Origin of the sequence: Nocardia lijiangensis NBRC 108240, assembly GCF_001613045.1 — a bacterium.
Classification (GTDB): domain Bacteria; phylum Actinomycetota; class Actinomycetes; order Mycobacteriales; family Mycobacteriaceae; genus Nocardia; species Nocardia lijiangensis.
The window spans coordinates 1-18,152 of sequence record NZ_BDBP01000082.1 but is presented as its reverse complement, the minus strand read 5'-3'; the positions used below and the strand labels follow the sequence as shown (position 1 = coordinate 18,152).

17 protein-coding genes and 1 pseudogene are annotated in these 18,152 nt (G+C 70.1%); 5 read left to right on the top strand and 13 right to left on the bottom strand.

What is annotated here, in order from left to right; genetic code table 11:
• Positions 1-262: 262 nt before the first annotated feature.
• From xerD to steA, 5 genes are all read right to left on the bottom strand, one after another.
• Positions 263-1,219: a site-specific tyrosine recombinase XerD gene (gene xerD, locus NL1_RS27325; protein ID WP_067845077.1), complete on the bottom strand. Its 957-nt coding sequence runs from the start codon at positions 1,217-1,219 to the stop codon at positions 263-265.
• A gap of 12 nt (positions 1,220-1,231) precedes the next feature.
• Complete coding sequence (locus NL1_RS27320) at positions 1,232-1,870, bottom strand: NUDIX domain-containing protein (protein WP_067845075.1); 639 nt, start codon at positions 1,868-1,870, stop codon at positions 1,232-1,234.
• Positions 1,871-1,890: 20 nt separating this feature from the next.
• On the bottom strand, positions 1,891-3,612 hold the full coding sequence (pyrG, locus tag NL1_RS27315; protein ID WP_067845073.1) for a CTP synthase: 1,722 nt from the start codon (positions 3,610-3,612) through the stop codon (positions 1,891-1,893).
• Positions 3,613-3,780: 168 nt separating this feature from the next.
• Positions 3,781-4,725 carry a copper transporter gene (locus tag NL1_RS27310; RefSeq protein WP_067845071.1) on the bottom strand — a complete coding sequence of 315 codons (945 nt, stop codon included), beginning with the start codon at positions 4,723-4,725 and terminating at the stop codon, positions 3,781-3,783.
• 13 nt (positions 4,726-4,738) lie between these two features.
• Positions 4,739-5,953, bottom strand: coding sequence for a putative cytokinetic ring protein SteA (gene steA / locus NL1_RS27305; protein ID WP_067845069.1), 1,215 nt, complete (start codon positions 5,951-5,953; stop codon positions 4,739-4,741).
• A 302-nt stretch (positions 5,954-6,255) separates the two neighbouring features.
• Here steA and NL1_RS27300 point away from each other — a divergent pair, with 302 nt between their 5' ends.
• The 4 genes from NL1_RS27300 (at position 6,256) to NL1_RS27285 (ending at position 9,163) form a co-directional block, all read left to right on the top strand.
• Positions 6,256-6,744 carry a hypothetical protein gene (locus NL1_RS27300; protein WP_067845067.1) on the top strand — a complete coding sequence of 163 codons (489 nt, stop codon included), beginning with the start codon at positions 6,256-6,258 and terminating at the stop codon, positions 6,742-6,744.
• A gap of 194 nt (positions 6,745-6,938) precedes the next feature.
• Positions 6,939-7,745 (top strand): LLM class flavin-dependent oxidoreductase, encoded by an 807-nt coding sequence (locus NL1_RS27295; RefSeq protein WP_067845065.1) that lies wholly within the window; start codon positions 6,939-6,941, stop codon positions 7,743-7,745.
• A 103-nt stretch (positions 7,746-7,848) separates the two neighbouring features.
• Entirely contained in the window at positions 7,849-8,877 is a 1,029-nt protein-coding gene (gene add / locus NL1_RS27290; RefSeq protein ID WP_067845063.1) for an adenosine deaminase, read from the top strand.
• A gap of 61 nt (positions 8,878-8,938) precedes the next feature.
• The gene (locus tag NL1_RS27285) at positions 8,939-9,163 is read left to right on the top strand and encodes a LapA family protein (RefSeq protein WP_245673556.1); all 225 of its coding nucleotides are present in this window, start codon (positions 8,939-8,941) and stop codon (positions 9,161-9,163) included.
• A gap of 83 nt (positions 9,164-9,246) precedes the next feature.
• Here the strand turns inward: NL1_RS27285 and NL1_RS27280 are convergent, their stop codons facing one another.
• Positions 9,247-9,561 carry a hypothetical protein gene (locus NL1_RS27280; RefSeq protein ID WP_067845059.1) on the bottom strand — a complete coding sequence of 105 codons (315 nt, stop codon included), beginning with the start codon at positions 9,559-9,561 and terminating at the stop codon, positions 9,247-9,249.
• A gap of 193 nt (positions 9,562-9,754) precedes the next feature.
• Here NL1_RS27280 and NL1_RS27275 point away from each other — a divergent pair, with 193 nt between their 5' ends.
• A complete protein-coding gene (locus NL1_RS27275) occupies positions 9,755-10,177 on the top strand; it encodes an SRPBCC family protein (RefSeq protein ID WP_067845057.1) in 423 nt (140 codons plus the stop codon).
• A gap of 173 nt (positions 10,178-10,350) precedes the next feature.
• Here the strand turns inward: NL1_RS27275 and recN are convergent, their stop codons facing one another.
• The 7 genes and pseudogenes from recN to NL1_RS39095 all read right to left on the bottom strand — a co-directional run.
• Entirely contained in the window at positions 10,351-12,120 is a 1,770-nt protein-coding gene (gene recN, locus NL1_RS27270) for a DNA repair protein RecN (RefSeq protein ID WP_067845055.1), read from the bottom strand.
• Complete coding sequence (locus NL1_RS27265) at positions 12,098-13,090, bottom strand: NAD kinase (RefSeq protein WP_067845119.1); 993 nt, start codon at positions 13,088-13,090, stop codon at positions 12,098-12,100. Before NL1_RS27265 ends, recN begins: the two co-directional genes overlap by 23 nt.
• Entirely contained in the window at positions 13,087-13,908 is an 822-nt protein-coding gene (locus NL1_RS27260) for a TlyA family RNA methyltransferase (protein ID WP_067845053.1), read from the bottom strand. Before NL1_RS27260 ends, NL1_RS27265 begins: the two co-directional genes overlap by 4 nt.
• A gap of 1 nt (position 13,909) precedes the next feature.
• On the bottom strand, positions 13,910-14,218 hold the full coding sequence (locus NL1_RS27255; RefSeq protein ID WP_084510987.1) for a hypothetical protein: 309 nt from the start codon (positions 14,216-14,218) through the stop codon (positions 13,910-13,912).
• 13 nt (positions 14,219-14,231) lie between these two features.
• Positions 14,232-15,122, bottom strand: coding sequence for an HAD-IIA family hydrolase (locus NL1_RS27250; protein ID WP_067845049.1), 891 nt, complete (start codon positions 15,120-15,122; stop codon positions 14,232-14,234).
• Positions 15,123-15,743: 621 nt separating this feature from the next.
• Entirely contained in the window at positions 15,744-16,037 is a 294-nt protein-coding gene (locus tag NL1_RS37870; protein WP_156095072.1) for a hypothetical protein, read from the bottom strand.
• A gap of 104 nt (positions 16,038-16,141) precedes the next feature.
• A pseudogene (locus tag NL1_RS39095) lies at positions 16,142-17,110 on the bottom strand (tetratricopeptide repeat protein); the annotation flags it as partial.
• Positions 17,111-18,152 lie beyond the last annotated feature (1,042 nt).

Below are 18,152 nucleotides of genomic sequence, written 5' to 3'. Positions count from 1 at the left end.
GAAGTTCCTGCCCGTTGCCTCGCCGAGCCTAGCGAGACCGATCAGGCCCGACCTCGCTTTCGTACGGTCCAGCTCTCGGTAGACGCTACCGCTTGACCGCGCGAGACCCGCGCTCGGACACGCGACACCTGCATTGCTGTCGCGATGCTCTCCCACCCCGACTCGCCGCAGATGTCGCGACCGAGCTGCCGGAAGCACTTCGCTGTCGGACGATACCCGCTGTCCGGGGCGGCGACGAGCACTCGACACCGCCGCGCGATGGTCAGCGAGCACGCGGGTGGGCGGTCGCCCATACCTCGCGCAGCGTGTTCACGGTGACCAGCGTGTAGATCTGAGTGGTCGTCACCGAGGCGTGGCCGAGCAGTTCCTGCACGACACGCACGTCGGCTCCGCCGTCGAGCAGGTGTGTCGCGAAGGAGTGCCGCAGCGTGTGCGGCGAGACGGCGGCGCCGATACCCGCGCGCTCGGCCGCGGTTTGTAAGACCTGCCAAGCACTCTGACGCGACAGCCTGCCGCCGCGCGCGTTCAGGAACAGCGCGCCCGCGGCATTCTTGCCCGCGGCGGCCAGTGTCGGTCGCCCGCGCACCAGGTAGGCGTCCACCGCAGCGAGCGCGGGGCGCCCGATCGGCACCATGCGTTGTTTGCCGCCCTTGCCACGCAGCACGACCGCGCGGTCGTCGGCGTCGAGATCATCGACATCGAGGCCGACCATTTCGGAGATGCGCGCCCCCGTGGAGTAGAGCAGCTCCAGCAGGGCGCGGTCGCGCAGCCCGCGCGGGCCGCCATCGACCGCAGGGGCCACGTCCTGCTCCTCGCCCGCGGCCGGGCCGCCCGCCGCCTCCAGCAGGCGCAGCACCTTGTCGTAGGGCAGCGCCTTGGGCAGCCGCCGCCCCGGCGCGGGCGGCTTCACCGCGTGCGCGACATCGGTTCTGGTGAGTCCCTCGGCCGCGGCGAAGCGGTGCAGTCCGCGCACCGCGATCAACGCCCGCGCCACCGAACTCGCCGCCAGCGGCGGATGCTGCTCACCGCCCGCGCGCAGCGCGACGGTGAAATCGGCGACGTCGGATTCGGCGACCCTGTCCAATTCGGTGACGCCACGGTCGATCAGGAAATCGCGGTAGCGATCCAGATCGCGGCGATAGGCGCCCAGGGTGTTGCGCGCGGCTCCGCGCTCGACCGCGAGATGGTCGAGGTAGGAGTCGATCTCGCGCGCAATCACCCTGGAATCCTGTCAGGTTCCCGGTGGCGTCGCCGCTTTTCGCCGCAGCAGTGCGGTGGGTTGGCCCGGCCACGGCGCATCGGCGGGTCGCAGCGGCGTGTCGCCGGACCGCGCCGCGACGAGGGCCAGCACGCCCGCCACCGCGGTGGCGTTGGTGATCTCACCGGCCAGCGCGGCGCGCACCGCCTCGGCGACCGGCATGCGGACCAGCTCCAGGTCGGCCTCTTCGAACTCCGGATCCGGCCGCTCGGTGTCGTACAGACCGCCTGCCAGGTAGACCCGCAGCGCCTCGTCGGTGAAACCCGGCGAGAGCGCCACGTCGACGAGCACCGCCCAGTCCCGCGCGGCCAGCCCGGTCTCCTCGGCCAGCTCCCGCTTGGCCGCCTCGAGCGGGTCTTCGCCGGGAATGTCGAGCAGGCCCGCGGGCAGCTCGAGCAACCGGATGCCGAGCGGATGCCGGTACTGACGGATCAGCACGATGTCGTCGTCGTCGTCGACGGCGGCCACCGCGACGGCGGCATGGTGCTCGACGACCTCGCGTTCGACCACCTCGCCACCGGGCATCGCGACCCGATCCTGGCGCAGCGCCAGGATCGCACCGGTGTACAGCGTCTTGCTCGCTACCGTCTCGAAATCGTGCCTGCCTGGCATGTCTCCCCCTCCCTGATCCATTACGACCCTTGGTCCGCGCTTGCCAGTTCCTCGCCGGGGATGTCCACCGGAAGCCGTTCGGCCAGTTTATATTTCAACGCCGCCGCGATGAGCGCCGCGAACAGCGGATGCGGGCGGGTCGGGCGGCTCTTGAGCTCCGGGTGCGCCTGGGTCGCGACGAAGAACGGATGCGCGGCGGCGGGCAGCTCGACGAACTCGACCAGGTGCCCGTCGGGCGAGGTGCCGCTGAACTTCAGACCGCTGGTGGCGATCTTGTCGCGGTAGGCGTTGTTCACCTCGTAGCGGTGCCGGTGCCGCTCGGACACCTGGTCGGCACCGTAGGCATGCGCGACCACGGACCCCTTCTGCAGCACGGCCGGGTACGCGCCGAGGCGCATGGTGCCGCCGAGATCGGCCTCGCCCGCCACGGCCTCTTTCTGGTCGGCCATGGTGGAGATGACCGGGTGCGGGGTGTCCGGTTCGAACTCGGCGGAGTTGGCCTCGGCCAGGCCGACCGAACGGGCCGCCTCGATCACCACGCACTGCAGCCCGAGGCACAGGCCGAGCAGCGGGATCTTCCTGGTCTTGGCGAAGCGGATGGCGCCGACCTTGCCCTCGATGCCGCGGATGCCGAAGCCGCCGGGGATCAGCACCGCGTCCACGTCACGCAGCGCCGCCGCCGCGCCGGACTCGGTCTCGCACTCGTCCGAGGGCACCCAGCGGATCTTCACCTTGGCCCGCGAGGCGAACCCGCCCGCGCGCAGCGCCTCGGTGACCGACAGGTACGCGTCGGGCAGGTCGACGTACTTGCCGACCAGCGCGACCTCGACCTCCTCACGCGGCTGATGCACGCGGTCGAGCAGATCGCCCCACACGGTCCAGTCCACGTCGCGGAACGGCAGGCCGAGCCTGCGCACCACGTAGGCGTCCAGGCCCTCGCGGTGCAGCACCTTCGGGATGTCGTAGATGGAGGGCGCGTCGGGGGTGGAGATGCAGGCGTCCACGTCGACGTCGCACATGAGCGCGATCTTGCTCTTGAGCGCCTGCGGCACCTCGCGGTCGCAGCGCAGGATCAGCGCGTCGGGCTGGATGCCGATGTTGCGCAGCGCGGCCACCGAGTGCTGAGTCGGCTTGGTCTTCAGCTCACCCGAGGGCGCCAGGTACGGCACCAGCGAGACGTGCAGGAAGAAGACGTTGTCGCGGCCCACGTCGTGGCGGATCTGCCGGGCGGCCTCCAGGAACGGCTGCGACTCGATGTCGCCGACCGTGCCGCCGATCTCGGTGATCACCACGTCGGGGGCATGGCCCTGCAGATCGGGGCCGCTCATCGCGAGGATGCGGCTCTTGATCTCGTCGGTGATGTGCGGGATGACCTGCACGGTGTCGCCCAGGTATTCGCCGCGGCGCTCCTTGGCGATCACCGTCGAATAGATTTGCCCCGTGGTCACATTCGCGTCGCGGGACAGGTCCCGGTCGAGGAATCGCTCGTAGTGGCCGACGTCGAGATCGGTCTCGGCGCCGTCCTCGGTCACGAACACCTCTCCGTGCTGGAACGGATTCATGGTGCCCGGATCGACGTTGAGATAAGGGTCGAGTTTCTGCATGGTGACGCGCAGACCGCGCGCCGTCAGCAGCTGACCGAGGCTGGAAGCGGTAAGGCCTTTACCCAATGAGGAGGCGACACCACCGCTGACGAAGATGTGTTTCGTGGCAGTTCGCGCCTGAATCCGTGTTTGACCCACGGGTCTTCACGGTAACACGTCGGCACCCGGTAAAACGAACGCCACGCACGTTTGCTGATCGATCGCCGGAGCCCGGTCAGAGCGCCGGGCCGCGGACTGTGAGCGGGATCGCTCGGCGGCGGCCGCAGGTGCGGCGGGATCGCGACGCCGGTCGGGTGCTCGCCGCGCTCAGCCCGGCAGTGCGGCCAGGGTGAGCGAGGTCGCCTTGGCGCCGGTGCCGTATCGGCCCGCGCCGCCGTTGAGCTGTTCGGTGAGGCCGAGGACGGCGGTGACCCTGCCGATCTCCCGATCCAGATTGTCGACGGTGGTCAGGGTGGTGGCCAGGTCCGCGTCGGAACGGACGGACGCGATCGGTCCCGCGCCCTCGGCCGCGCCCGCACGGCCGGCGAGCACGACGCCCGCGCCGCGGCCGCGCAGCCCGCCCGCGAATCGGGCCAGGTTCGAACCCTGGCCGTGCTCAGCGGCTTTCGCGCCGTTGCCGGTCACCACCACCGCGAGCTGGGCGGGCTGCACCGGGGTGTCGCCGTAGGCCAGGAAGCCACCGCCGCGCAGGGTCTCCAGCACCAGGCTCAGCTCCTGCGGGGTGCTGCGCGGTTGCGCGTTGGCCGGATCCAGCAGCAGCACCATCCCGAGCAGGTCACCCGCCATGCTGCCCTGATCGACGCCACCGGTGCGCAGCTGCGCGCCCGCCGGGATGACGTTGGTGATCGCGGTGCGCAGCCGGTCGCCTTCGGTCGCGTCGGTGAAGGCGTCGGTGAGCGCGATCCGGCCCGGCACCGTCGCGCCCGCGGTCTCCAGACCCTTCGACACCGCCTCCACGTCGGCCGCGTCCGCGTCCGGAGTGGTGAAGACCACCACCGAACGCCCGCCGAGAGCCCCGCCGAGGATGCGACCCGCCGACCCCGCGATGAACCGGTCGGCGCCGTCGAGCTCGCCGGTCAGGCGGTGATTCTGTGCGCCGAGCCCGTCGACCTGCTGACGCAGATCCGTCTTGTCCGCGCGCAGACCGGCGAGCAGGTCGGCGGCCAGCGTCTGCGAGCCGAGCACCACGCCGATCGCGATCGCCAGAAGGACGGCCACCAGGGATACGGCGTGCTGGCGTAGTGAAATCATGATCTCCCCCGGCCTACTTCTCGCGCGCGTCTAGTAGGTCCTTGGACCAGACCGCGAAGCGGTGCCAGGTGTCCGCGGCCCAGTCGAGCAGTTCGGTGCCGGAGTGGGAGGCCAGCAGCACCACGATGACCGCGATCAGTGCGGCGAGCACCACCATCGCGATCGCCACGCCCGACACCCGGTTGCGGTACAGGGTGGCGACGGCCTTGGCGTCCATCAGCTTGGTCCCGAGCTTGAGCCGGGTGAGGAAGGTGGCCGGGTTGCTGTCGCGGCGGCCGCGGTCGAAGAAGTCGTCCAGCGAGGCGGCGGCGCCCACGGTCACGATCAGCGCGGCGCCGTGGTGGTGGGCCAGCAGCAGCGCGAGGTCGGCGGGCGCGCCGGAGGACGGGAAGGTGGTCGCGCCGATGCCGAGATCCTGGATCCGTTCCAGGCCTTTGGCGTGGCCATCGGTATCGGCGGGCAGGATGACTTCGGCGCCGCACTTCAGGGTCGCGGAGGTGATCTCCTCCGGATCGCCGACGATGAGGTCGGGCCGGTAGCCCTGTTTCACCAGGGTGTCCGCGCCGCGTCCGACGCCGACCATGATCGGCGTGTATTCCTTGACGAACGGCTTGAGCCGCTTGAGGTCGTCGGCGTGGTCGGGGCCATCGGCCACCACGACCACGTGTCTGCGCTTCATCTCGAGTTCCAGATCGGGAACGCCGATGCCGTCGATGAGCAGCGCGCTCTCGGTGCGGACGAACTCGATCGTGTTGCCCGCGAAGGCCTCCAGGTGATCGGCCAGGCCGTTGCGCGCCTCGATCATCCGCTCGGCGACGGCGGCCTCGGTGAGCTCGATGCCCTCGACCAGGGCCTCCGGCTCCTTCTTGGTCAGCTTGTCCGCGTAGACGACGCCCTCGTCGATGCGGACCTTGCTGCCGTCCTTGATCTTGGTGAAGGCGTCGGAACTGACCGTGTCCAGCAGCAGAATGCCGTTGGCCACCAGCACTTCCGGACCCAGATTCGGGTAGCGGCCGGAGATCGAGGGCGAGGTGTTGATCACCGCGACCACACCGGCCTGTACCAGTCGGTCGGCGGTGATCCGGTCCAGGTCCATCTCGTCGAGCACGACGACATCACCGGGACCGACTCGCCGCAGTAGACGCCGGGTGTTGCGATCCACCCGGGCCATCCCGGTCAGACCGGGCATCGTTTCGGTGTTCTTCGACAACAACGCCAGCATCCTCATGGCCCGATGATGGGCGCAAACCCTCGACCAATGGTGGAGGCGCGCCGAACCCACCCGCCACATTCGTCACAGTGATACCAGCACGTCACATTCCCGAACCGACCGGACTGTTGCCTTCGTGTCGAACTCATCGGCCACGTCATCCTCAGTTGATCGAGATGCTGGTCAGGGCGCTCTCCAACCCCGAACAGTTCCCGCCCGAGCGGCCGCATGCCACGGTCCAGCGCCCTCGCGCGCACGCTGCGGCGGGAGAAGTAGACGCACACGGTAACGGCGAGCGGTGCCGCACCGGATAAGCCAGTGTGCGGAGAACAGCGCTGCTCATCGGAGTCGTCATCGGCATCCTGCTCACCGCCGGGTGCGGCGCCGCGACGAACGCCGACCCTTCCGGCGGACGCGTGGCCGCGAATGTCGTCGAGTTCGATCCGAACGGCGTGTACGGCTCCCCCTTCGCGGTGATCATCGACAGCCCGGATGCCGCGCGCGCCTTCGCCGAGTGGTTCACCGCACGCGTCCACTCGAATTCGCCGGAGGTCGTCCGCGATCCGGGTCGCCTCACCGGCTTCGAGCGCAGCGCCTACCTCGCGGTCGTCACCCTCACCGGCTGCCGCGCCCCCGTCTCCACCGAATTGCACCGCCAAGGCGCCGATTTCCGCCCGGCAATGCTCGGCGGCGTCGACCACCCCGAGTGCTTCCGTCCTTACACCCCGTTCGCCGTGTACGAAATCCCGCGCGAGATCCGCACCGAAATCGCCACCGTCAACGGCGAATCCCTCACTCGACTCCCGTGACCGCGGCTCGAAACCATTCGTCGCCAACAGATCCCGAAGCGCCGAACACCACTACCTCGGCTCGGCAATGCGCATCGTCTCGACCACCGTCGAAGTCCTTGGTAGACAGGAATTCTCGCTCTGAGCGTCCGTGACATGAGGATGAGCTTCCGCGACATTGGCCGCAGGCCAGGCACGCTCGTACCGTCACGGACATGACACTGCATCTCGGCGCCATCCTGCCCACCTCCTCCCCCGATCCCGAACACCCCATCCTCGGTGACATCCGCGCGGCCGCCCGGTTCGCCGAACAGGCGGGGCTCGAATCGGTGTGGTCCACCGATCATTTGGTGGCCAGTGCACCGATCCTCGACAGCACGGTGGCGCTCGCCACCGCTGCCGCGGCAACCGACCGCCTCCGCATCGGCTACGGCGTGCTGCTGCTCACCCTGCGCCCGGTCGCCTGGGCCGCCAAGCAGATCGGCGCACTGCAGTACGTGTCCGAGAACCGCCTGCTGCTCGGGGTCGGCACCGGCAATCCCGCCCACGGCGACCTCGGCTGGCGTGCCGCGGGCGCCTCTTTCGCCGATCGCGGCCAAAACACCGACGAGGCGCTGCGCGTGCTCCCCGACCTGGTCGCGGGAAAACCGGTGACATTCGCCGACGGCGCGGAATTCACCCTCGCCCCGAGCGCGGCGATGCCACCGATCCTGGTCGCGGGAGACGGTCCGCGGGCCCGGCGGCGTGCCGCCGAGTTCGCCGACGGCTGGATCACGATCGGCGCGAGCCCGGCCGACGTGGCCGCAGCCGGACGTGAATTATCCACGCTCGCCGAGACATTCGGCCGCAACGCCCCGGCGATCACCGTGGTCGCCCCACCGCTGGCCGCAGCGCCCCGCCAGGCGGCCGATCAGCTGGGCGAATACGCCGCGTCCGGCGCCGAACGGGTGATCCTCGCGCCGTCGCCCGCGGGATGGGAGGCGAGCTACGAGTTCGCCGCCGAACTCCAGCGGCTGCGGTGAGCGCACGAACCTCGGAAATCCGCCCCCGCCACCGGCTACCGTGGTCGTTGGCATGCGGCGCCCCCGGGTTCGCCGCCCTCCGCGACGCACACGGTGGTGACCCATGACCGGCACGGTTCGTCCCGATCTCGCCGAGTTCGTCCGCGGCCTGCCCAAAGCCGAGCTGCATCTGCACCTCGAGGGCACCCTGGAGCCGGAGCTGAAGTTCCGGCTGGCCGAACGCAACGGCATCGAGCTGCCGCAGCGCACGGTCGAAGAGGTCCGCCAGACCTACCGCTTCCACGACCTGACCTCGTTCCTCCAGGTCTACTACCCGGCCATACAGGTGCTTCAGCAGCCACAAGACTTCCACGATCTGGCGTTCGACTACCTGACCAGGGCGAACGCCGACGGCATCCGGCACGTCGAGATGTTCTTCGATCCGCAGGCGCACACCGGACGCGGCGTCCCGTTCCACTCCGTCATCAGCGGATACCGTTCCGCGATCGTGCAGGCCCGCCGTGAGTTCGGCATCTCCGCCGAGCTGATCCTGTGCTTCCTGCGCGACCATTCGGCGGAATACGCGATGGCCACCTTGATGGAGGCGCTGCCCTATCGCGACTGGATCATCGGCGTCGGTCTCGACTCCGACGAGCGCGGCAACCCGCCCCGCAAGTTCGCGGCGGTATTCGAACGTGCGCGGCGCGAAGGCTTCCTGCTCACCATGCACTGCGACATCGATCAACCCGATTCCCGGGAGCACATCCGCCAGGCGCTCGAGGAGATCGGCGTCGACCGGCTCGATCACGGCACGAACATCGTGGAGGACGATCGACTGGTCGAGTTGGTGCGCGCCAAGGGAATCGGGCTCACCTGCTGTCCGGTCTCGAATTCCTTCGTCACCGCGCAGATGAAGTCCGACGAGATCGTCGGGCTGCTGGACCGCGGTCTGCTCGTCACGCTCAACAGCGACGATCCCGCCTACTTCGGCGCCTACGCCGCGGACAACTACCTGGCGCTGCGGGAGCATGCGGGCCTGGACGTCGACCAGCTGGTGCGCCTGGCCCGCAACTCCTTCCGCGCGTCCTGGCTGACCCCGGCGCGCCTGGACGGCTACCTGCGCGAGATCGACGCCTACGTCGCCACCGACTGAGGCCCGGGCACCCGAGCGTGTCACAGCCACCGGCACCCGGCGCCTCGATTACATTCGACCGGTGGCCACCAAATCCCGTTCATTTCTGTCACGGGTGTCACCCACGCAGTGGGTAGCGCTGCTCCTCACCGTGCTCGCCGTCCTGTTCGTCTTCGACAACCGCGCCACGGTGACAGTCGAGTTCCTGCTGATCAGCGTGCAATCCCCGATGTGGCTCATCCTGCTCGTCATGTTCGTTCTCGGCTGGATCATCGGGGTGCTGATGATGCGCAAGCGGCGCCACTGAGGACCGCGATCACGCGCTGGGGTCGAGCACGGTCTTCACCGCGCCGTCGAACCGGGCGCCGAGGGGTGATTTCGACCGTTCGCTCAGTCCTCGTCGTCGAGCGAGGTCACGCCCGTGACGACGGTGAGCGCGAACGTCTGGTTGTTCAGGCATCCCGCGGTCACCGTGCTGCCCGCGGCGAAGCCACCGCGGCTCTCCCCGGCGCGTGCCATGTCGAAGCGGCTGCCTGCCTGCTCCGCCGAGCCGACCAGCACGCAGGTCCACTGCTCCCCGGTCGGGTTGCTGCCGACCGCGATGCTGCCTTCCTCGGTGGTGTCGGCGGTGAGCGTCGGCGCCGCGGCGGCGAGCCCGCCGCCGAGCACGACCGCCGACGCGGCGGCCGCGGTGATGAATGCCAAACGAACACTCGTTCGGAACATCGTCGTCCTCCTGTTTCGACTGTCGATGCTTCCGCATTTGCCCGCCAGCACGCGCCGAAACCGGCTTCGGCGAATCCACCACGACCGAATGTGACCGCGTCTACACGGCACTCGGCCGCGTGACGTGGTACCTATACACTTCCGTCACAGACAGCTCGAAGAGGAGACACGTATGGCCACCAGCACCGTCGACGCCGTAATCCCCGCACCGCGCGAGGCCGTCTACAAGTTCTTCGCCGAACGGGACGGCATCAACGGCCATCTCCCGGTCGTGCAGTTCACCCTGAAGAAGCCGGGCTCCCCGACACCCTCGGGCGTCGGCGCGCAGTACCAGGTCGGCGTCGGCGGCGTCGGCCTCGTCGAGGAGACCACCAAGCTGGTGCCCGGCGAGCGGATGGAATACAAGATCATCAAGGGCGCGCCGGTGAAGCGCCACGTAGGCATCGTGACCTTCGCCGACGCCGAGGGCGGCACCCGGGTGACGTACACGATGGAGTCGGAGCCGAGCCTGCCGGTGCCCGCCAAGGCGGTAGAGGCCGGGCTGCGGGTCCTGATCAACCAGTTCATCAAGGGCGCGCAGAAGGCGTTCAGCTGAATTCACACCGGCCGCGCTGAGCCCATGGCAGCGGCGCTGATTGCACGGTGCCGCTGAATTCACGGCAGCCGCGCTGAGCCCACCCATCGAGGGCTCACACCAAGACCGACATGACGAGGCCCTCGCCCCGAATGGCGTAATGCTGCGGGGCGAGGGTCTTTTCGTGCGACAGGTCAGGCGGTGGCGCGTTCGGCGCGGGCGGTCTCGAGCAGTTCCTCGGCGTGCGCGCGACCGGTCTCGGTGTCGTCCAGACCGGCGAGCATGCGCGCCAGCTCGATGACGCGCTCGTCCTTGGTGAGCGCGCGGACGCCGCTGTTGACCTTGCCCTTGCCGTCGTCGGACTTGTCCACCACCAGATGCGTATCGGCGAACGCCGCGACCTGGGGCAGGTGGGTCACCACGATGACCTGATGGGTGCGCGCCAGCCGGGCCAGCCTGCGGCCGATCTCCACCGCGGCCCGGCCGCCGACGCCGGCGTCCACTTCGTCGAACACCATGGTGGCGCCGTGATCGGAACTGGAGAGCACCACCTCGAGCGCGAGCATCACGCGGGAGAGTTCACCGCCGGAGGCGCTCTTGCTCAGCGGCAGCGACTGCGCACCCGAATGCGCCGAAAGCCGGAACTCGACCTCGTCCACGCCGGACGAGCCCGCGTGCAGCTCGGCGCCGTCGACGGTCAGCGGCGCGGAATCCTGTGCGCCCGCGGGCACCGGACGCACCTCGACCTCCAGCCGGGCCTTCCCCATCGCCAGACCGCCGAGTTCGGCGCTGACCGCCGCGGCCAGCTTGCCCGCCGACTTGGTGCGCGCCGCGGTGAGCTTGCGTGCCGCCGTGCGCACCCGTTCGGCGGCGATGTCCACCTCCGCGGCCAGCTTGGTGAGCGCCTCCTCGGAGACGTCCAGCGAATCCAGCCTGGTGCGTGCCTCGTCGGCCCAAGCGATCACGCCGTCGATGTCGGGGGCGTACTTGCGGGTCAGGCTCTTGAGCTCGGCCTGCCTGGTGAGCAGCGAATCCAGCGCACCGGGATCGGAGGGCAGGTCGGAGAGATAGCCGCTGAGCTCGGTGGTCAGGTCGACGACCACAGCGATGGCCTCGCCGAGCCGCGGCGCGAGCGCGGACAGCGCCGGATCGTCGGCGGATTCCAGCCGGGAACGCGCGGCGCCGAGCAATTCCAGTGCGCCGGAACCGTCCTCGGGCGCGTGGGCCGGACCGGCCAGCGCGTCGTGCGCGGTCGCGGCGGCCTCGCGCAGCGAATCCAGGTCGCTGAGCCTGCGCACTTCCCCGACGATCCTGGCGTCCTCGCCGGGTTCCGGTGCGATGGCGTCGATCTCGGTGAGCGAATGCTTCAGCCGGTCGGCCTCCAGCGCCAATTCCCTGCTGCGAGCGGTGCGTTCCAGCAGCTCGGCGCGGGCGTCCAGCCAGGAGCGGCGGTGCACCTGATACTTGCGCAGCAGCGAGCCGACCGTCTCGGCGGCGAACTGGTCCAGCGCGTTCAGCTGCTGTTCCGGGCGCTGCAAGCGCAGCTGATCGTTCTGGCCGTGCACGGTCAACAGCGGCGCGGTGAAATCGGCGAGCACCGAAGCGGGCACGCCGCGACCGCCGAGATGCGCGCGGGAGCGTCCGTCGCTGCCCACCGTGCGGATCGCAATGACACTGCCGTCGTCGTCGGCCTCGGCCGCCGCCGACTCGAGCACCTGACCCACCTCGGTGCGGGCGGCCTCGTTCACGTCGTCGACGGTGAAGCGGCCCTCCACCACCGCGCGGGCCGCGCCCAGCCGGACCCGGCCCGCGTCTGCGCGCGCGCCGCTCAGCAGGTGCAGGCTCGTCACCACCATGGTCTTGCCCGCGCCGGTCTCACCGGTCAGGACGGTGAGCCCCTCGTGGAACTGCGCCGTGGCCGTGGATATGACGCCGAGGCTGTCAATCCTGATCTCTGTCAGCACGTGTGCTCTCCGTTCGCCGTCGGCCTCGCCAGCCGGTCACAGGCAACTGGAACTTGCGCACCATCCGGTCCGCGAACGGCGCGGAGTCCAACCGCACCCAGCGCACCGGTTCGGCGCCGCGCACCGCCTCCACGCGGCCGCCCTTCGGCAACGCCATGGTGCGCCTGCCGTCCAGGAAAACTATCGCATCGTGACCCGTGGCAACGGATTCCACCGCGATCCTGGACTCCGGGCTGGTCACCAGCGGCCGCGCGAACAGGGCGTGCGCGTTGCTCGGGATCACCAGCAGCGCCTCCAGCTCCGGCCACACCACCGGACCGCCCGCCGAAAACGCGTAAGCCGTCGAACCGGTCGGCGTGGCGAGCAGGATGCCGTCGCAACCGAACGACGAGACCGGGCGCCCGTCGACCTCGAGCACCACCTCCAACACGCCCATGCGCGAAGCGTTCTCGATGCTGGCCTCGTTCAACGCCCAGCCGGTCTCCACCAGCTCGTCGTCCACCCGGACCGACAGGTCGATCGTCATCCGGTGCTCGATGCGGTAATCGCCGCGCACCACCTGGCCGAGCGCCTCGTCCAGGTGCTCGGCCTCGGCCTCGGTGAGAAAACCGATGCGGCCCAGGTTGATTCCCAGCACCGGAACCGAGGCGGGCCGCGCCAGCTCCGCGGCCCGCAGGAATGTGCCGTCACCGCCGAGCACCAGCACCATCTCGCAGCCGACCGCGGCGTCGGGCCCGTGCTCGACCACCCGCACCGGATAGCCGCCGGGCGCCGCCAGCGCCACCGCGTCCGGGCCTGCCTCGACATCGAAGCGGGTGCTGCCTGCCTCGTCGTCCAGTACCCGCAGCCCGATCCCCGCCTCGGTGAAGATCTTCGCCACCCGATGGGCGGTCTCGATGATCTCCGCCCGGCCCGGATGCGAGACCAGCAGGATCTCCCGGCCGCCGGATTCCGGCGCCACCGCGTTCACTGTGGACCCTCCTCAACCGCACGCTCGACGAGCGCAGCGACCTGTTCCGCGTCGTATTCGAACTGCCCGTCTTTGCGCAGCCACAGAAAGTATTCGACATTGCCCGACGGACCGGGCAGCGGGCTGGCCACCGCGCCGAGGGTACGCAACCCGTGCTCGGCGGCCACCGCGGCGACCGTGCGCACCGCCTCCGCGCGCAACGCCGGATCGCGCACCACCCCACCGGAACCGACCCGCTCCTTGCCCACCTCGAACTGCGGTTTCACCATGGGCAGCAGGTCGGCGCCGTCGGCGGCGCAGGCGGCAAGCGCGGGCAGCACCAAGCCGAGGGAGATGAACGACAGGTCGCCGACGACGAGTTCGACCGTGCCGTCGATGAGTTCGGGCGTCAGGTTGCGGACATTGGTGCGGTCGTGGACGCGCACGCGGTCGTCGTTCTGCAACCGCCAGATCAGCTGGCCGTACCCGACGTCGACGGCCACCACTTCCCGCGCGCCGCGACTGAGCAGCACGTCGGTGAAGCCGCCCGTCGACGCACCCGCGTCCAGGCAGCGTTTGCCCTCGACGCGCACACCCTCGGGTTCGAAGCGCTCCAGCGCGCCGAGGAGTTTGTGCGCGCCGCGCGAAGCCCACTGCACCTCGTCGGGTTCCTCCCGCACCAGCAGCGGGGTACCCGCTTCCACCGCGGTCGCCGGTTTCGTGGCGACCGATCCAGCAATCAAGACCCGACCCGCGCCGATCAGCTCGACCGCGTGCTCTCGCGATCGCGCCAACCCGCGGCGAACGAGTTCGGCGTCCACTCGTGCGCGCCTGGCCACCTCAGATCTTGTCCACCGTAGCCAGGGCCTGGACGAGCACGTCGTGTGCCTGCTCCAGGATGCGCGCGCGCCGGGTGATGTCGACGCCGGATTCCGCGCTGTCCGCCGCCGCCACGAAGGCGGCGCCGCGCGCGTCGAGCTCGGCCAGCAGGCTGTCGATCTCGGTGCGAATCCGGTCCGGGTCGGCGGGCTCCGGGCGACCCTGCGCGCCCGGCAGATGCCTGCCGGGCAGCGGGACGCCGGGGCGGGGCGCGTTCGGTCCGGGACCGGGCACACCGGGTCCCTGCGGGCGGGGCGTCGGAGTAGTCATCGTGGTGCCAACGCTATCGGATTTCCGAACCGGCCGCGCGCACCGTCACCGCCCGACCGGGGTTCCGCCGCAGGCGCTCGGACAGGTCATCGGTCGAGTCGTCCTCGACCGGGGGGTGGTTCAGCGCGTCCAGGGAATCCGCGACGTAGGTGGGGATGCGCGTCTCGGGTGCGGTACGCAGCTCGTCCAGGGTGCTCACGCCGGTCAGCACCAGCAGCGATTCGAGACCGACGCACTGGGCGCCCTCGATGTCGGTGTCCAGCCGGTCACCGACCACCAGCGCGCTGCGGGTACCCGCCCGCACCAGGGCGTCCTCCAGCAGCGGCGCGTACGGCTTGCCCGCGACGATCGGCTCGCGGTCCGACGCGGCGCGCAGCGCGGCGACCATCGCGCCGTTGCCCGGCGCGAGACCGCGTTCGTTCGGCAGCGTCTTGTCGGTGTTGGCCGCCACCCACAGCGCATCGGCGCGCAGCGCGTACGCGGCCTCGGCCAGATCCGGCCAGGCGGTTTGCGGCGAATGCCCCTGCACCACGGCGGCGGGCACGGTCCCGTCGAATCGGCGCACGGCGCGCAGGCCGACCGCGTCGACCTCCGCGACGAGATCGTCGGTGCCGACGACGAGCACCTCCGCGCCGGGCCGCAGACGCTCGGCCAGCAGCCGCGCGGCCGCCTGGGCGCTGGTCACCACGTCCTCCGTGGTCGCGGGATAGCCCAGTTCCACCAGATGCTCGGCCACCACCTCGGGGCCGCGGCTGGCATTGTTGGTGACATACACGAGCCGCTGCGCCGACTCGCCGTCGCCCGCCAACGCTTCCGGTGCACCCTCGATTACCGCGGGACCGCGGTACAGCGTGCCGTCCAGGTCCAGCAGCAGGGCTTCATAGCGATCTCGTAGCCGCTTCACACCACTCTCCGTGTCACCACTCGGCGCCGTGCCGAATTCCGTGCGCGCCCATGGCCGGTCGGGCCGCGATGGCCACATCGCCACGCGCGGCCGCCGATCCGGGCCGCCTCGACAACACGCCGAGGACTCGACCCTACGTCAGCCGGCCGACAGACACGCCATCGCGTTGCCTGCCCCACAACGCCACGCACCCGCCGCATGGCGCGATCGATAACACCTTTCGAGGGCCGAAACCCGTTCCGCGAAGGCACACGTCGCGCGATGGTGGTTGCACCTTGGAACCGGGCCAGCGACCGAACCATCGATCGATGCCTGCTGCCGTGCGACCCACGATTACCTGTCTACGACGAACGGCGGCGCGTGGTCGATCCGCGGATCCGACAGCCGCCGGACCCGCTGACCGCAGGCCCGACAGTCGGTGATCACCCGTCGCCGGTCGGCAGCCGACAGCCACCGACCACCAGTCGCTGGTCACCGGTCTGCTGGTCACCGGTCTGCTAGTCGACAGTCGCCGATCGGCGGTCGGCGGCCACCAGTCAACAATCGCCCGGTCGCCGGTCGGCCATCGCCAGCCAGCGGCCAGCAGTCGGCAGTCGGCAGTCGGCAGATCGATACCGCCGGTCAGGCCGTCTGCGCATCCCCGACGACAGTTTCGTCGTCGAAGTCGGCGGAAAGCGCGTTGAGGAACCCGGTCCTCAACGGTGCGCCCGGCGGCCACCAGTCGCCTGTCGCAGTCGGTGATCGCCAGTCGGCGGTCTCTGATCTGCAGTGTCCGGTCGCCAGTCGGTGGTCAGCAGTTACTGGTCGACAGTCGAGCGAAGCCAAAGGCCGGTGCCGCCAGGCAGCCAGTTCTTCTGTGCGTTCCTCGGTGTCGCCGTCGAGGTCGGCGGAGGGCTCGTCGAGGAACCAGGCCATCCTCGGTGCGTTCCCCGGCCACCAGTCGGCGGTCGGCAGCCGTCCGGCCAGCAGCCCTCAGTTCGGCAGCGTCGGCAGGACCGCCTGTGAGCGGTCGGCCGAGGCTACAGGTCGGTGTCGCCGGTCAGTTCTTCTGCGCGTTCTTCGGCGTCGGTTTCGCCGTCGAGGTCGGCGGAGGCCGCGTTGAGGAACCAGGTCAGGCCCTCGTCGGTGCGGCCAGCGGCCACCAAGGCGTCGGCGTAGGCGTAGAAGAGGCGGGCCGCGGCGGAACCGGTGCGCTCCGGATCGAGGTCGGAGGTCTGCAGGGTCACCACGGCTTGGTCGTATTGGCCGAGATCCATTCGGGCGCCCGCCACCACGATGCGCAGCTCGGTGGCCTCGTCACCGCTGAGCGCCCGCGCCTCCTCGCTACGGCCGAGTTCGATGGCGCGCTCGGGACGACCGAGACCGCGTTCGCAGTCGGCCATCACGGCGAGCAGACCGGAGCCGCCGGACATGCGCCGTGCGGTGCGCAGCTCGGACAGCGCCTCCGCCCACTCACCCGCGTGGTAGGCGACGACGCCCGCGGTCTCGCGCACCACGGCGATCCGGCCTGCGCGCTGTCTGGCCGCGCGCGCGTGCGCGAGGGCGAGGCGCGGATCGTCATCGACGAGGCGGACCGCCATCACCAGGTGCCGCGCCACGGTCTCGGCATTGCCCTTGTCCAGGCTCAGGAGATCCCGACGGATCGCGGTGTCCAGATCGGACGCCTGCACGTCGTCGGGGAGATCCGGCTCCTCAGGACGCGGGGGACGCCGGTCCAGGGAACGGCCACCGCTGCGGGCGCCTTCGCCGCCGCGACGACGGTCCTGCTGCCCACGGTCGTACTCGCCCGACTCGCCGCGACGCTTGAAGCCGCCGCTCTCGCCACGATCCTCCGCATCGCGTCGACCACCGGAGCCTTCGCCACGCCGACCGTAATCGGGGCGGTCGCCGGAACCCCGACGCTGGAAACCACCGCGCTCACCGGAATCACCGCGCCGCTCGAAGCCGCCGCGCTCCTCCGAGTCACCACGACCCGAAAACCCGCGTCGCTCACCGGAATCGCCTCCACGCGGCTTGAAGCCCCTGTCCTCGGAGTCGCGACGCGGCTTGAAACCACCGCGATCTCCCGCGTCGCCGCGGCGCTCGTAGCCACGGCGATCTCCCGAATCGCCACGGTCGCTGGAACCACCCCGATGGAAGCCACCGCGCTCACCCGAGCCGCCACGGCTGAAGCCGCCGCGCTCACCGGAACCGCCACGGTTGAACTCACCGCGCTCACCCGAGCCGCCACGGTTGAAACCGCCGCGCTCACCGGAACCGCCACGGTTGAAACCGCCGCGCTCACCCGAGCCGCCACGGTTGAACTCACCGCGCTCACCGGAACCTCCGCGCCGGTCGAATCCACCCCGGTCGCCGGAGCCGCCCCTGTTGAAACCGCCGCGTTCCTCGGAGGAACCACGTGGCTTGAAGCCTCTGTCTTCGGAGTCACGGCGCGGCTTGAAGCCACCGCGTTCTCCGGAATCGCCGCGGCGCTCGTGGCCGCGATCGTCCGAGCCGCCGCGGCGTTGGAAGCCGCCGCGATCCTCGGAGGAGCCGCGCGAACCGTAGCCACCGCGGGCGCCGCCGCCCTCACCGCGCTGGAAGCCACCGCGACGTTCGCCGCCGCGATCGAAACCGCCGCGCCCTTCGGAGCCCTGACGTCTGTCCGCGCCGCCGGAATCCTCGCGGCGGCGGAAACCGCCGCGGCCACCGGATTCGCCGCGCTCACCCGATCCGCTCCTGCGGTCGAAGCCGCCGCGCTGACTGCGGTCGCCGCCCTCGCGGTCGCCGCGTGCGGAGCCACCAGTGTCGCGGGACGGCCGGTCAGAACCGGCGTCGCGCTGACCGGGGGCGGAAGCGCCACGTCGGAATGGCTTCCGACCGTCGTTGTGTTCGGACACGGTGATCCCTCTCTAGGTTCCGCTGAGTTATTCAGGGCCCCATAAATTGAATCACGTGCCGTCGGTGGGGCTCGGACGCGACGGCGCCAGGGGCGCGGAAGCACCCCAAAACGACGATAGGGGACCCAAAATTGGGTCCCCTATCGTGAAA

Coding starts and splice junctions, on each gene's coding strand:
- NL1_RS37870 (WP_156095072.1), bottom strand. CDS start 16,037: ATGGCCTGGTTCCTCGACGAGCCCTCCGCCGACCTCGACGGCGACACC.
- NL1_RS27320 (WP_067845075.1), bottom strand. CDS start 1,870: ATGCCAGGCAGGCACGATTTCGAGACGGTAGCGAGCAAGACGCTGTAC.
- NL1_RS27275 (WP_067845057.1), top strand. CDS start 9,755: ATGGCCACCAGCACCGTCGACGCCGTAATCCCCGCACCGCGCGAGGCC.
- NL1_RS27295 (WP_067845065.1), top strand. CDS start 6,939: ATGACACTGCATCTCGGCGCCATCCTGCCCACCTCCTCCCCCGATCCC.
- NL1_RS27310 (WP_067845071.1), bottom strand. CDS start 4,725: ATGATTTCACTACGCCAGCACGCCGTATCCCTGGTGGCCGTCCTTCTG.
- NL1_RS27255 (WP_084510987.1), bottom strand. CDS start 14,218: ATGACTACTCCGACGCCCCGCCCGCAGGGACCCGGTGTGCCCGGTCCC.
- add (WP_067845063.1), top strand. CDS start 7,849: ATGACCGGCACGGTTCGTCCCGATCTCGCCGAGTTCGTCCGCGGCCTG.
- steA (WP_067845069.1), bottom strand. CDS start 5,953: ATGAGGATGCTGGCGTTGTTGTCGAAGAACACCGAAACGATGCCCGGT.